The 13,082-nt window shown below is 71.5% G+C and carries 11 protein-coding genes; 4 read left to right on the forward strand and 7 right to left on the reverse strand.

The features are described 5' to 3' along the window. Positions 1–63: 63 nt before the first annotated feature. Positions 64–1,152 carry an A/G-specific adenine glycosylase gene (gene mutY, locus KXR53_RS06365; protein WP_437374260.1) on the reverse strand — a complete coding sequence of 363 codons (1,089 nt, stop codon included), beginning with the start codon at positions 1,150–1,152 and terminating at the stop codon, positions 64–66. A gap of 96 nt (positions 1,153–1,248) precedes the next feature. On the opposite strand from mutY, the gene KXR53_RS06370 reads away from it, so the two are divergent. From KXR53_RS06370 to smc, 3 genes are read left to right on the forward strand one after another with little or no spacing between them, the layout of a single operon-like run. Further along, positions 1,249–1,713: a DUF721 domain-containing protein gene (locus KXR53_RS06370; RefSeq protein WP_437374261.1), complete on the forward strand. Its 465-nt coding sequence runs from the start codon at positions 1,249–1,251 to the stop codon at positions 1,711–1,713. Positions 1,714–1,754: 41 nt separating this feature from the next. Further along, positions 1,755–2,393: a DsbA family protein gene (locus KXR53_RS06375; RefSeq protein WP_437374262.1), complete on the forward strand. Its 639-nt coding sequence runs from the start codon at positions 1,755–1,757 to the stop codon at positions 2,391–2,393. 16 nt (positions 2,394–2,409) lie between these two features. Then, on the forward strand, positions 2,410–5,907 hold the full coding sequence (gene smc, locus KXR53_RS06380; RefSeq protein ID WP_437374263.1) for a chromosome segregation protein SMC: 3,498 nt from the start codon (positions 2,410–2,412) through the stop codon (positions 5,905–5,907). A gap of 144 nt (positions 5,908–6,051) precedes the next feature. Here the strand turns inward: smc and KXR53_RS06385 are convergent, their stop codons facing one another. The 5 genes from KXR53_RS06385 to KXR53_RS06405 form a co-directional block, all read right to left on the reverse strand. After that, entirely contained in the window at positions 6,052–6,282 is a 231-nt protein-coding gene (locus KXR53_RS06385; RefSeq protein WP_437374264.1) for a type II toxin-antitoxin system Phd/YefM family antitoxin, read from the reverse strand. A gap of 167 nt (positions 6,283–6,449) precedes the next feature. Then, positions 6,450–7,745 (reverse strand): hemolysin family protein, encoded by a 1,296-nt coding sequence (locus KXR53_RS06390; protein ID WP_437374265.1) that lies wholly within the window; start codon positions 7,743–7,745, stop codon positions 6,450–6,452. Between the two features lie 143 nt (positions 7,746–7,888). Next, positions 7,889–8,530 (reverse strand): GTP cyclohydrolase I FolE, encoded by a 642-nt coding sequence (gene folE / locus KXR53_RS06395; protein WP_437374266.1) that lies wholly within the window; start codon positions 8,528–8,530, stop codon positions 7,889–7,891. A 95-nt stretch (positions 8,531–8,625) separates the two neighbouring features. Beyond that, the gene (gene apaG, locus KXR53_RS06400) at positions 8,626–9,018 is read right to left on the reverse strand and encodes a Co2+/Mg2+ efflux protein ApaG (RefSeq protein WP_437374267.1); all 393 of its coding nucleotides are present in this window, start codon (positions 9,016–9,018) and stop codon (positions 8,626–8,628) included. A gap of 49 nt (positions 9,019–9,067) precedes the next feature. Beyond that, on the reverse strand, positions 9,068–9,520 hold the full coding sequence (locus KXR53_RS06405; RefSeq protein WP_437374268.1) for an OmpA family protein: 453 nt from the start codon (positions 9,518–9,520) through the stop codon (positions 9,068–9,070). Between the two features lie 212 nt (positions 9,521–9,732). Here KXR53_RS06405 and KXR53_RS06410 point away from each other — a divergent pair, with 212 nt between their 5' ends. Further along, positions 9,733–11,112: an FAD/NAD(P)-binding protein gene (locus KXR53_RS06410; RefSeq protein ID WP_437374269.1), complete on the forward strand. Its 1,380-nt coding sequence runs from the start codon at positions 9,733–9,735 to the stop codon at positions 11,110–11,112. A gap of 166 nt (positions 11,113–11,278) precedes the next feature. Here the strand turns inward: KXR53_RS06410 and KXR53_RS06415 are convergent, their stop codons facing one another. Beyond that, positions 11,279–13,057 (reverse strand): extracellular solute-binding protein, encoded by a 1,779-nt coding sequence (locus tag KXR53_RS06415; protein ID WP_437374377.1) that lies wholly within the window; start codon positions 13,055–13,057, stop codon positions 11,279–11,281. Positions 13,058–13,082: the final 25 nt, after the last annotated feature.

The raw sequence follows: 13,082 nt of genomic DNA on the forward strand, positions 1-13,082 counted from the left end.
CACCGTCCCGACGAGGTCGGATAGGGAGCGGTGATTACGGCTGATTTGTGGCGGCCGCCCCGGTCATTCAAGATGCCGCAGGGCGTGGCGGGCAATCTTCCACATCGCTGTCGGCAGCCCGGCGTCGCCCAGACGGTCCGGCGGCATCAGGATTCCGCCCTCGACCGGCCCATTGAGGCGACCGGCCGCCACGGTCAGCTCGAAATCGAAATGGGTGAAGCCGTGCCGCACCAGCCCGGGCAGCAGGCGCCAGCCGGCGCCGCCCGGCGCCTGGGCCAGCACCGCGGCGAGATCCGGCATCGGCTGCTCCAGCCAGGCGGAGGTCGGGATCTCCATCATGCCGCCCAGCATCCCCTTCGGCGGCCGGCGGCGCAGCAGGACATGACCGCGCGAATCGGTCAGCCAGAAGGCGACGGCCCGGCGGGTCGGCTTCGCCGCCTTGGCCAGCCTGGCCGGCAGATCCTCGGCGATGCCGCGCCGGCGGGCCCGGCACGGGGTCGACCAGGGGCAGAGGATGCATTTCGGGCTGCGCGGGGTGCAGATGGTGGCGCCAAGATCCATCACCGCCTGGGCATAGTCGCCCGGCCGCCGGCGCGGGGTCAGCGCGGCGGCATGGGCCTTGAGGATCGGCTTCGCGACGGGCAGCGGCGTCTCCACCGCGAAGATCCGGGCCATCACCCGTTCGACATTGCCGTCCATCACCGCGGCCGGCCGGTCGAAGGCGATCGCCGCGATCGCCGCCGCGGTGTAATCGCCGATCCCCGGCAGCTGCCGCAATTCCGCCTCCTCCAAGGGGAAGACTCCGCCATGGCGTTCAACCACGATGGCGGCGCAGCGATGCATGTTCCGGGCCCGGGCGTAGTAGCCGAGCCCCGCCCAGGCGCGCAGCACCTCGTAGGGCGGGGCGGCGGCGAGGTCGGCCACGGTCGGCCAGCGCGCGGTGAAGTCGAGGAAATACTCCTTCACCGCCGCCACAGTGGTCTGCTGCAGCATGATCTCGCTGAGCCAGACCCGGTACGGGTCCGCCCGCCGCCCCGGCGGCGCCCGCCACGGCAGGACTCGGCGATGCCGGTCGTACCAGGCGAGCAGCGCCGGGGCGAAATCGGCTTCGGCGAAGTCGGGGGACGTGGCGGACGTGGCTGTGTCGGGCATGGCTCGCGTTGCCGCTCGGGGGTGCGTTGCGCCACTATAGGGACCCGAGTCCCGCAATTCGATCCGATCCTGCAGCACCGTCCCGAAGGCCCGTTGATGAGTTATCCGCGGTCCATGGCCGCCCTGGTCCCCGCCCTGGCCCGCAAGGCGCTGGGCGGCGGGCGCAGCGCCATCGGCAGCCTGTTCGCCGACTGGCCGTCGGTGGTCGGGAGCCATTGGGCCGACCGCGCCGTGCCGGATAAGCTGAGCTTCCCGGCCGGGAAGCGCGACGGCGGCACCCTGGCGCTGAGGGTCGACCCGGCCGACGCGCTGGAGCTGCAGCACGACCAGGACCGGCTGATCGAGCGGATCAACGGCCATTTCGGCTATGCCGCGATCTCCCGACTGAAGCTGGTGCAGGCGCCGCTGGACCGCCGGCCCGCGACACCGCGCCGCCGTTCCCTGACCCCGGGCGAAGAGGCGATGCTGGCGAAGCCGCTGGAAGCGGTGGACGACCCCGAGTGGAAATCCCGACTTGCGGCCTTCGGCCGGGCGCTCTATGCCCGGACGCCGCCACGATGACATCGGCGCAACGAGGCCCGGATCCTGATGGAGATCATCCGATGCTGAAGACCCTGCTCGCCGGACTGGCGCTGGCCGCGGCGACGTTCATGGCCGGATCGGCCTCGGCCCAGGACGCCGGCAAGGCCTGGGACCCGAAGATCACCGACACCGACTATGTGATGGGCAAGGCCGACGCGCCGGTGACGATGCTGGAATTCGCCTCCTTCACCTGCCCGCACTGCGCCGCCTTCACCGTCAACGTGCTGCCGCAGATCGAGAAGGACTATGTCGACACCGGCAAGGTGAAGATCGTGTTCCGCCAGTTCCCGCTGAACGGGCTGGACCTGCGGGCCGGGATGATGGCGCGCTGCGCCCCGCGCGACCAGTACTTCAACATCTCCAAGGTGCTGTTCCAGACGCAGCAGAGCTGGGCGACGGCCGGCGACCCGATCGCCGCCCTGGCCCAGATCGGCGGCATGGCCGGGCTGCCGAAGGACAAGTTCGACGCCTGCCTGGCCGACAACAGCGTCGCCGACGCGATCATCAAGCTGGGCCAGGACGCGCAGGCGACCTATCAGGTCAACGCCACCCCGACCTTCGTGGTCGAGGGCGAGAAGCTCGAGGGCGAGGCCAGCTTCGACACCTTCAAGGCGATCTTCGACCGGAAGCTCGCCGAGAAGGGCGCCGCCACCAACTGAGCGGGAGCGCGCCGCCGTGCATTTCGCCCGGCTCCGCCTGTCGGGCTTCAAATCCTTCGTCGATCCGACGGACGTGGCCATCGAGCCCGGCCTGACCGGCGTGGTCGGGCCCAACGGCTGCGGCAAGTCCAACCTGGTCGAGGCGCTGCGCTGGGCGATGGGTGAGAACTCCGCCCGGCGCATGCGCGGCCAGGAGATGGACGATGTCATCTTCGGCGGCACCACCGGCCGGGCGGCGCGCAACCTGGCCGAGGTGACGATCACGCTGGACAACAGCGACCGCACCGCGCCCGGCTGGGACCACTCGGATATCATCGAGATCGTCCGGCGGATCGAGCGCGGCACCGGCTCCGAGTACCGCATCAACGGCAAGCCGGTGCGCGCCCGCGACGTGCAGCTGCTGTTCCAGGACAACGCTTCGGGCCCCGCCTCCCCCGCCCTGGTCAGCCAGGGCCGGATCGCGGCCATGATCTCCGCCCGCCCGGCGGAGCGGCGGCAGATCCTGGAGGAGGCGGCCGGCATCACCGGCCTGCACAGCCGCCGGCACGAGGCCGAGCTGCGGCTGCGCTCGGCCGAGGAGAACCTGACCCGCCTCGACGACGTGTTGGTGCAGCTCGACGCCCAGCTCGGGGGCTTGCGCAAACAGGCGCGGCAGGCGGCGCGCTACCGCACGATCTCGGAGCAGATCCGCCAGGTCGAGGCGACGCTGCTGCATCTGCAATGGACCGCGGCGGTCGCAGCGCTGGCCGAGGCCCGGCGGGCCTACGACGCCAATGAGCAGGTGGTGCGCGAGCGCATGATCGCGGCGACGCGGGGCACCACCGAGCAGGCCGAGGCCGCCGCCGCCCTGCCCGCTTTGCGCAAGGCCGATGCCGAATCGGCGGCGGCGCTGCAGCGGCTGCTGGTCGAGCGCGAGACGCTGGAGGCCGAGGCCGGGCGGCTGAGCCAGGCCATCCTCGACACCAACCGGCGGCTGGAGCAGGTCAAGGGCGACCTGGTGCGCGAGCGCTCGCTGGGCGCCGATGCCGCCCAGGCGCTGGCCCGCCTGACCGAGGAGCGCGAGCGGATCGAGCGCCAGAGCGCCGGCGAGGCGGAGGCCGAGGCCGAGGCGCGGCGGGCGATCGACGCGCAGCGCGAGATCGTCGACGGGCTGGACGGGAAGCTGACCGCGCTGACCGAGGCCGCGGCCGGCGACGAGGCGCGGCGCCAGAGCCTGGCCAAGCGCCAGCGGGAGCTGGAGACGCGCCTGCTGGACCTGGCCCGGCGGCATGAGGATGCGCTGCGCCAGATCGCCCAGGTGGAGGCCGAGCTGGCCGGCGCCGACGGGGCCGAGGCCGCCGCGCTGGCCCTGGCCGAGGCCGAGGCGCGGCTGGAGGCGGCGCAGGAGGCGGTCGAGGCGGCGGAGAGCCGCCGCCAGGCCGCCGATTCGGCCTTCGCCGGCGCCCGCGAGGCCGCCCAGTCCGCCGAGGGCGCCGCGACCCGGCTGAAGGCCGAGGCCGACGGCCTGCGCGCCGCCCTAGAGGGTGGTAAGGGCGGCAGCGGCAAGGGCGGCGACGCCGCCCGCGCCCCGATCCTGGACCAACTACGGGTCGAGCCCGGCTGGGAAGCGGCGCTGGGCGCGGCGCTGGGCGACGAGGCCTCGGTGCCGGCCGACCGGTCGGCGCCGCTGCACTGGGCCGAGCTGCCCGGCTACGACGAGACCGCGCCGCTGCCGGCCGGGGCCGAGCCGCTGGCCGCCCATGTCACCGCCCCGGCGGCGCTGGCCCGGCGCCTGGCCCATATCGGCGTGGTCGCGGACGCCACGGAGGCCGAGGCGCTGCAGCCGGCGCTGCGGCCCGGCCAGGCGCTGGTGACCAAGGCCGGCGGCCGCTGGCGCTGGGACGGCCTCGTGGCCCGGCCGGGCGCCCCGTCCCCGGCCGCGGCGCGGCTGCAGCAGCGCAACCGGCTGGAGCAGCTGGAGGCGCAGCTCGCCACCGCGGCCGAGGCGGCGGAGACGGCGCGCCGGGCGGCCGACGCCGCGCGCCAGGCGGCGCAGGCGGCGCAGGAGGCCGACCGGGCGGCCCGGCGCGGCCAGCAGGATGCCGTCTCCGCGGTCGGCCGAGCCCGCGAAGCACAAAGCAAGGCAGCCCAGGCCGAGGCGGCGCGGCGCAGCCGGCTGGCGGCCCTGACCGCCCAGGCCGAGCGCCTGGCCGCGGACCGCGACGAGGCGATGCGCGAGCGCGAGGAGACGGCGGCCGAGATCGCGGCGCTGCCGGATGGCGAGGTGCAGCGTCAGGCGGTCAGCGAGATCCGCTCGGCCCTGGCCGAGGCGCGCGCGGCGCTCGGCGCCCGGCAATCGGCGCTGGAGCGGCTGCAGCGCGAGGCCGGCGGGCGGCGGGCCCGGCTGCGCGCGATCGAGAGCGAGGTGCAGGGCTGGGACAGCCGGGCCCGCGGCAGCGCCGACCGGCTGGCCGAGCTGGAGGCGCGCCTCGAGGAGGCGCAGGCGACGCTGATCGAGCTGGACGCCAAGCCGGCCGAGATCGCCGCCCGGCGCGAGACCCTGATCAGCCAAATCGACGAGGCCGAGCGCCGGCGCCGCATGGCCGCCGACGCGCTGGCGGTGGGCGAGCAGCGCCAGGGGGCTGCCGATCGCGCCCTGCGTGCGGCCGAGGCCGCCCTGGCCGAGGCGCGCGAGGCTCGGGTGCGCGGCGAGGCCTCGGTGGTGGCAGCCCAGACCGCGGTCGAAGGGCTCAAGACCCGCATTGCCGAGCGGCTGGACTGCGCGCCGGAGGCGGTGGCCGGCCTGGCTGGGCTGACTCCGGACACGCCGCTGCCGGATGCGGAGGAGACCGCCCGCAAGCTCGACCGCCTGAACCGCGAGCGCGAGGGCATGGGCCCGGTCAATCTGCGGGCCGAGGTGGAGATCGTCGAGATCGAATCCCAGCACACGCGGCTGTCGGCGGAGAAGGAGGACCTGACGGCCGCCATCGCCAAGCTGCGCCAGGGCATCGCCTCACTGAACCGCGAGGCGCGGGAGCGGCTGGTGGCCAGCTTCGACGTGGTCGACGGCCATTTCCGGGCGCTGTTCACCCGGCTGTTCGGCGGCGGCAAGGCGCAGCTGGCCCTGACCGACACCGAGGATCCGCTGGAGGCGGGCCTGGAGATCTTCGCCAGCCCGCCGGGCAAGAAGCTGCAGCACCTGTCGCTGCTGTCGGGCGGCGAGCAGGCGCTGACCGCGGCGGCGCTGATCTTCGCCGTGTTCCTGACCAACCCGGCGCCGATCTGCGTGCTGGACGAGGTCGACGCACCGCTGGACGACGCCAATGTCGACCGCCTCTGCACGCTCTTGACCGAGCTGGCGGAGGGCGGCCGCACCCGCTTCCTGATCATCACCCACCACCGCATGACCATGGCCCGGGTGAACCGCCTCTACGGCGTCACCATGATTGAGCGCGGGGTGAGCCAGCTGGTCTCGGTCGACCTCGAGCAGGCCATCCGCCACGCCCAGCCGCACCAGCAGGAGCTGGCGGTCTGAGACCGGGCTGGTCTCGTTCGACCGCGTAGGTTGGGTTCGCGGCAAGCGAACCCAACATGCCGCAGCTCAAGCCATTGTTGGGTTCGCCGGGAGGCGAACCCAACCTACGACCTCTCGATTCGAGGTCGATCAGGATGGTCTTTATCAGCCGTCTCCCCAGGCGGCGAGGTCGCGGTCGTTCAGCGGTTCGAAGAAGTCCGGCACCGGGCCGTCTAGCCGGTCGGCAAGCAAGCCAATTCGGAATTTCCTTTGCGGAACCGGGACCAGCTTGACCGCGGGCCGGTCTCGCCTAGCGATCACAACCTCCTCGCCGGCCAGCGCCGCGTCGATGAGCTTCGGCAGCTTGGCCTTGGCTGTGGACTCGGTCACTTGCATCGAATGCTCCACCGGATAGGGTCGGATCCGCACTCGCGACGAGGAAGAATGGACGGCCTTGCCCCTTCCTGTCATGCCCGGACTTGATCCGGGCATCCAGAGGATATCGACGCACTCTGGATTGCCGGGTCAAGCCCGTCATTGACAGAAGGTGGCCCTCAGGTCCGCTACGGCTCCGTCTGGTCGACCCGGATCAGCACCTTGTCGATGCGGTTGCCGTCGAGGTCGATGACCTCGTAGCGCACCCCGTTTTCGACGAAGCTCTCCGCCACCTTCGGCAGATGGCCGAGGTGCCAGAGCACGAAGCCCGCCAGGGTCTGGTACTCGTCGTCCTCCGACCGCAGGCCGCGCAGGCGCAACAGCCGCTCGATCTCGTCGATCGGCGTCATCGCGTCGACCAGCCAGCTGCCGTCCTCGCGCCGCACGATCGAATAGCCGCTGGCCTGGTCGGCGAGATCCGCGACCTCGCCCGCGATCGCCGCCAGGATGTCGGTCGGCGTCACCACGCCTTCGACGCTGCCGTATTCGTCGACCACCACGGCGAGGTGGATCGGGGCGCTGCGGAAGGTCTGCAGCAGCTTCAGCGCCGGGGTGCCGTCCGGCACCACCAGCGGCGGCCGCATGGTCTCGGCCACGTCGAACGGGCCGCCCTGCAGCATGCGGTCGAGCATGTCCTTGGTCTGGATCACGCCCTCGAGCTCGTCGAGCTCGCCGCGCGCCACCGGGAAACGGCTGCAGCCGCTCTCGGCGATGATCTTGCGGATCTCATCCGGGCTGTCCTCGAGGTCGATCCAGACCATCTCGTGCCGCGGCGTCATGATCGAGCGCACCGATCGGTCGGCCAGGCGCAGCACGCCGTCGATCATTTCGCGCTCGGCCTCGGCGAAGACGCCGGCCTCGGTGCCCTCGGCGATCAGCGTCTTCACCTCCTCCTCCGTCACCGTCTGGGCGGGGACGGCGGAGATGCCGAGCAGCTTCAGCACCAGCTCGGTCGAGCGCTGCAGCAGCCAGACGATCGGGGCGCCGACAGCGGCCACGGTCTGCATCGGCCGGGCGACGCGGGCGGCGATGCTCTCGGCGTGGTTCAGCGCGATCCGCTTCGGCACCAGCTCGCCGATGATCAGCGAGAAATAGGTGATGGCAACGACGACCAGGGCGAAGGACAGGCCGTCGGCCCAGGGCCCGACCACCGGCAGGGGCGCCAGCCACTCGCGCAGCGGCGCCGACAGGGTGGCGCCGCCGAAGGCGCCGGCGATGATGCCGACCAGCGTGATGCCGACCTGCACCGTGGACAGGAGGCGGTTCGGATCCTCGGCCAGGGCGAGGGCGGCGCGGGCGCCGCGATGGCCCTGTTCGGCCATGCCTTGAAGGCGGGCGCGACGGGCGGAGACCAACGCCAGTTCCGACATCGCGAAAAAGGCGTTGAGCAGGATGAGCAGCACGACGATGACGAGTTCAATCATCGGCGGCCGCTAGACGGAGGTTCGTCCGTCTCCTTGTTGTGGGAAGCAGACATAGTGCCGGCTGAGATACCCGGTCGGATGCCCCTTCGTCCACCGTCATGCCGTCAACATTCGACGGGAGCTCGGCCCGCGAGCAGCGATGGTTACACCGGCATCCCGATCATCATCTGGAACTCGCGCCGCAGCTGCGGGTCGTCGCGGAAGGCGCCGACCATGCAGCTGGTCACCATCTGGGTGCCATGCTTGTGCACCCCGCGCGTGGTCATGCAGTGGTGCTGCGATGACACCATCACCGCCACGCCACGCGGCTTCAGCACCTCGTCGATCGCGCCGGCGATCTGCGCCGTCAGCCGCTCCTGGATCTGCAGCCGCTTGGCATAGGCATCGACCACCCGCGCCAGCTTGGAGATGCCGACCACCCGGCGGTCCGGCAGATAGGCGACATGCGCCTTGCCGATGATCGGCACCATGTGGTGCTCGCAATGCGATTCGAAGTCGATGTCGCGCAGCAGCACCATCTCGTCGTAGCCGTCGACCTCCTCGAAGGTGCGGGACAAGAGCTCGACGGGATCCTGGTCGTAGCCGCGGAAGAACTCCTCATACGCCTTCACCACCCGCTTGGGCGTGTCGCGCAGGCCTTCGCGCGACGTGTCCTCGCCGGCCCAGCGCAGCAGCACGCGCACCGCCTCCTCGGCCTCGGACCGGCTCGGGCGCTGCCCGGCTCCACTGCGCAGGGCCTGTGTCGAGGCGTTGGCCACCACCGGGGTGAAGGGGTTGCGGGTCATGATGCCGGCTTCTCCGGGCGGTTGTCGTTGGCGGTGCCGTCCCACGCCGCGGCCCGGTTGGGGACCGCCCGGGATCGGCAGAGTGTGTCGGTCATTCAGTTCAGTCGGATCGTACGATGCGGGCTGTCCAGCGAAAAGGCCGGGATCGCCACGTCGAAGCGCTCGCCCGACGGGGTCTCCATCTGGTAGGTGCCGACCATGATGCCGGACGGCGTCGCGATCGGTGCGCCGCTGGTGTACTGGAAGGCCTTGCCCGGCTCGATCACCGGCTCGACCCCGACGACGCCGGGACCGCGGACCTCCTGCACCCGGCCGTATTCGTCGGTGATCCGCCAGTAGCGGCTGCGCAGCTGCACCCGCTCCCGCCCGTGATTGACGATGCGGACACGGTAGGCCCAGACGTAGTGGTTCTCGTCGGGCGAGGACTGGTCCTCGAGATAGACCGGTTCGACCGACACCTCGATCGCCCGGGTTTCCGCAGTGTACATCACCGTCGATCCGCTGGCGGGCGCGTCCGCGCCGATGGTTCCGACCAGACTATATGGGACGCCGGGGTGTCGCGTCCAATTGCGACACGGCCGGGGAGGACTCGAATCCGATCTCGACCCGGTCGTTGGTCGGTTCCGCCTGCCCCGGCGGGGCGGGCAGCAGCGGATCGGCCGCGCCGGCGCCGGCGACGGTGATCCGCCCCTCGGGGATCCCGGCCGCCTGCAACCGGGCCGCCACCAGCCTGGCCCGCCGCAACGACAGGCGCTGCGCCGCCGCCGGGTTGCCGCCGGCATCGGCATGGCCGGTCACGATCAGGCGCGGCGGCGGCCCCTTGGCGCGGCGCCGCGCATCCTCGACCACCGCGGCGGCGATGGCGGCGGTGCCGTCCCGGGTGATCTCCGCCTTGCCGGGGCGGAAGAAGACGTAGCGGATATCGGCCGAGAGCGCCCGGTCCACCGGCACCGAATCGGGCAGCACGACCCGATCATCGCGCGACGGCACGCACCCCGCCGCCAGTCCTGCCAGGGCCACGCACGCCAGCACTGCCGCAATCCGCATTGTCGTCCTTGGTCCCCGTCTTCGTCCCGCGCGCAGCATAGGGCGTCGCCGTGGCGGCGGCGAGACCGCATTCCCGCTTCGCTCCGATCGGACGAGTGGCCGGACCGGGAGGAGGTGGTTACCATGCCGCCCGTCGAAGCAGCGGCTGGAGGATCATGCGCATCGCCATCATCGGGGCCGGGTTCACCGGCTGCCTGCTCGCGGTCCAGCTCCTGCGCCGCTCGGCCGGGGCGGCGAAGGTCGTGCTGATCGAGCGCGGCGGTCCGCCGGGCCGCGGCATGGCCTATGGCACGCCGCATCCGGCGCATCTGCTGAACGTCCGCACCGCGAATATGAGCGCCTTTCCGGACGAGCCGGACGACTTCCAGCGCTGGGCCCGGGCCCACGGCGCGGGCGACGCCCCCTATCTGCCGCGCCGCTTCTACGGCGACTATGTCGGCGAAACCCTGGCCGCAGCCGGGCGCGACTTCCCCGGCGGCCTGACCGTGCTGGCGGACGGCGCGGTGGGGCTGGACCGCGATTCGGCCGGGGTGACGGTGCGCCTCGCCTCCGGCCGGACCGAGCCAGCGGACATCGCGGCGCTGTGCATCGGCAACGCCCCGCCGACGGCCCCGATCCCGCTGCCGGCGGCGCCGGGGCGCGTCCTGGTCGGGCCGGAGGATGCCGGCCTGGGCTCGATCCCGCCGGACGAGACCGTGCTGATCATCGGCACCGGGCTGACCATGATCGACATCGCCGCCGGGCTCGCGGCGCAGGATCATCGCGGCCGTGTCCTGGCGCTGTCGCGGCGCGGCCTGCTGCCCCGGCCGCATCGCGATGTCGCCAGCAAGCCGGCGACGCTGGACGCGGCGGAGTTCGTCGGCCGGCCGGCGCTGGCCGTGCTGCGCCGGCTTCGCGCCCTGTGCCGCGAGGCCGAGGCCGCGGGGGGCGACTGGCGCGCCGTGATCGACGGGCTGCGGCCCTTCACCCAGGCGCTGTGGCGGGGCTGGGACGAGAGGCAGGCGGGACGCTTCCTGCGCCATCTGCGGCCCTGGTGGGACGTGCACCGGCACCGCGTGGCGCCGGCCATTGCCGACCGGGTCGGGGCGATGATCGCCTCGGGCCAGCTTCAGGTCGTGGCGGGGCGGATGCGCTCGGTGACGGCGGCGGAGGACGGGCTGACGGTGACGCTGCGCCGCCGCGGCGCCGCGGCGGAGGAGAGCCGGACGGTCGGCCGCCTGGTCCTGGCCAGCGGACCGGAGACCGACCCGGCGCGCACCGACGACCCGCTGCTGCGGTCGCTTCTGGCGGGCGGCGCAGTGCGGCCGGACCGGCTGCGCCTCGGCCTCGACATCGACGCCCAGGGGCGGCTGATCGGGCATGATGGCCAGCCCTCGCCCCGGCTCTACGCGCTCGGCCCGCCGACCCGCGGCGCCTTCTGGGAGATCACGGCGGTGCCCGACATCCGCAAGCAATGCGCCGAGGCGGCGGCGGCGATGCTGAACGGCGACGCCGTCCCGCCGCCGCCCAGGCGCGGCTTCGACCCGGGGATCTGAGAACCAGGCAGGTTACGAATGGATCGTCATTGCGAGCGCAGCGAAGCAATCCAGGGCGGTTTGGCGTGGCCCCTGGATTGCTTCGTCGGCTTCGCCTCCTCGCAATGACGGCTTTTTGAGAATGTTGGGTTCGCCTTGTGGCGAACCCAGCCTACGCCTCGGAGCCTTACCGCACCTTCCCTTCCTTCCAGGCCTGCAGCAGGCTGTCATAGGCCACGGTCTGGCCCTTCTCCTTCTCGTTCTCCAGCTTCGGCTTCGGCGCGCCGGGCTGGTCGAACCAGTACTGGGCGTCCTTCTCCTCGTTCAGCTTCGGCCCGCAATCGCCAAGATTGCCGGCCCGCTCCAGCCGCGTCAGCACCTGGTCCTGCTGCTTGGCCAGGTTGTCCATCGCCTGCTGCGGCGTGACCTCGCCGGTCACCGCCTCGGCCACGTTCTGCCACCACAGCTGCGCCAGCCGCGGATAGTCGGGAACGTTGGTGCCGGTCGGGGTCCAGGCCACGCGCGCCGGGCTGCGGTAGAACTCGACCAGCCCGCCCAGCTTCGGCGCCATGTCGTCCATCCATTTGGAGCGGATGTCGCTGTCGCGGATCGGGGTCAGGCCGACCTGCAGCTTCTTCAGCGAGGTGGTCTTGCAGATGCAGAACTGGGCATAGAGCCAGGCCGCCTGCTGCCGCTCCTTCGGCGTGCTCTTCAACAAGGTCCAGGAGCCGCAATCCTGGTAACCCAGCTTCATCCCCTCCTCCCAGTACGGGCCGTGCGGCGAGGGCGCCATGCGCCATTTCGGCGTGCCGTCCTCGTTCACCACCGGCAGGCCGGGCTCGGTCAAGTTGGCGGTGAAGGCGGTGTACCAGAAGATCTGCTGGGCGATGTTGCCCTGCCCCGGCACCGGCCCGGCCTCGGAGAAGGTCATGCCGGCGGCCTCGGGCGGGGCATACTTCTTCAGCCAGTCGATGTACTTGGTCAGCGCGTACACCGCGGCCGGGCCGTTGACGTCGCCGCCGCGGGTGACGCTGGAGCCGGCCGGGCGGCAGCCCTCGACCCGGATGCCCCATTCATCGACCGGCAGGCCGTTCGGGATGCTCTTATCGCCGGCGCCGGCCATGGAGAGCCAGGCGTCGGTGAAGCGCCAGCCGAGCGACGGGTCCTTCTTGCCGTAATCCATATGGCCCCAGACGCGGACGCCGTTGATCTCCTTCACCTTGTTGGTGAAGAAGTCGGCGATGTCCTCATAGGCCGACCAGTTCAGCGGCACGCCCAGGTCGTAGCCATAGGCCGCCTTGAACTGCTCCTGCAGCTTCGGGTCGGTGAACCAGTCGTAGCGGAACCAATACAGGTTGGCGAATTGCTGGTCCGGGACCTGATAGAGCTTGCCGTCCGGGCCGGTGGTGAAGCTCTTGCCCATGAAGTCGTCGATGTCGAGCGTCGGCAGGGTGAAGTCCTTGCCGTCGCCGGCCATGAAGTCGGACAGCGGCACCGCCTGGCCGTAGCGGAAATGCGTGCCGATCAGGTCGCTGTCGTTGACATAGGCATCGTAGATGTTCTGGCCGGACTGCATCTGGGTCTGCAGCTTCTCGATCACGTCGCCTTCCTGAATCAGGTCGTGCTTCAGGTTGATGCCGGTGATCTCGGAGAAGGCGCGGGCCAGCGTCGCGGCCTCGTAGCTGTGGGTGGTGATCGTCTCCGACACCACGTTGATGTCCATGCCGCGGAACGGCTCGGCCGCCTTGATGAAGAATTCCATCTCCTTCATCTGCTGATCCTTGGTCAGCGTCGAAGGCTGGAATTCGGTGTCGATCCACTTCCTGGCGTTGGCCATCAGCTGATCCGCGCCTTGGGCGAAGGCGTGGCGGGCGAAGCCCGGCAGGGCGACGGCGGCGCCGAGCGCGGAAGCGCCGCGCAGCAGGGTCCGGCGATGGACCGGGAACCCGCCCGGCCCGTGCAGCATCTTGGTCATGTTCCTCTCCCCGTCA

It is taken from the genome of Inquilinus limosus (assembly GCF_051487185.1).
GTDB classification, from domain to species: domain Bacteria; phylum Pseudomonadota; class Alphaproteobacteria; order DSM-16000; family Inquilinaceae; genus Inquilinus; species Inquilinus limosus_F.

Bases quoted from the DNA above. Each gene is read 5' to 3' on its own strand.
- apaG (WP_437374267.1), bottom strand. From the start codon at position 9,018: ATGTACACTGCGGAAACCCGGGCGATCGAGGTGTCGGTCGAACCGGTC.
- mutY (WP_437374260.1), bottom strand. From the start codon at position 1,152: ATGCCCGACACAGCCACGTCCGCCACGTCCCCCGACTTCGCCGAAGCC.
- KXR53_RS06385 (WP_437374264.1), bottom strand. From the start codon at position 6,282: ATGCAAGTGACCGAGTCCACAGCCAAGGCCAAGCTGCCGAAGCTCATC.
- KXR53_RS06410 (WP_437374269.1), top strand. From the start codon at position 9,733: ATGCGCATCGCCATCATCGGGGCCGGGTTCACCGGCTGCCTGCTCGCG.
- folE (WP_437374266.1), bottom strand. From the start codon at position 8,530: ATGACCCGCAACCCCTTCACCCCGGTGGTGGCCAACGCCTCGACACAG.
- KXR53_RS06370 (WP_437374261.1), top strand. From the start codon at position 1,249: ATGAGTTATCCGCGGTCCATGGCCGCCCTGGTCCCCGCCCTGGCCCGC.
- KXR53_RS06390 (WP_437374265.1), bottom strand. From the start codon at position 7,745: ATGATTGAACTCGTCATCGTCGTGCTGCTCATCCTGCTCAACGCCTTT.
- KXR53_RS06415 (WP_437374377.1), bottom strand. From the start codon at position 13,057: ATGCTGCACGGGCCGGGCGGGTTCCCGGTCCATCGCCGGACCCTGCTG.
- KXR53_RS06375 (WP_437374262.1), top strand. From the start codon at position 1,755: ATGCTGAAGACCCTGCTCGCCGGACTGGCGCTGGCCGCGGCGACGTTC.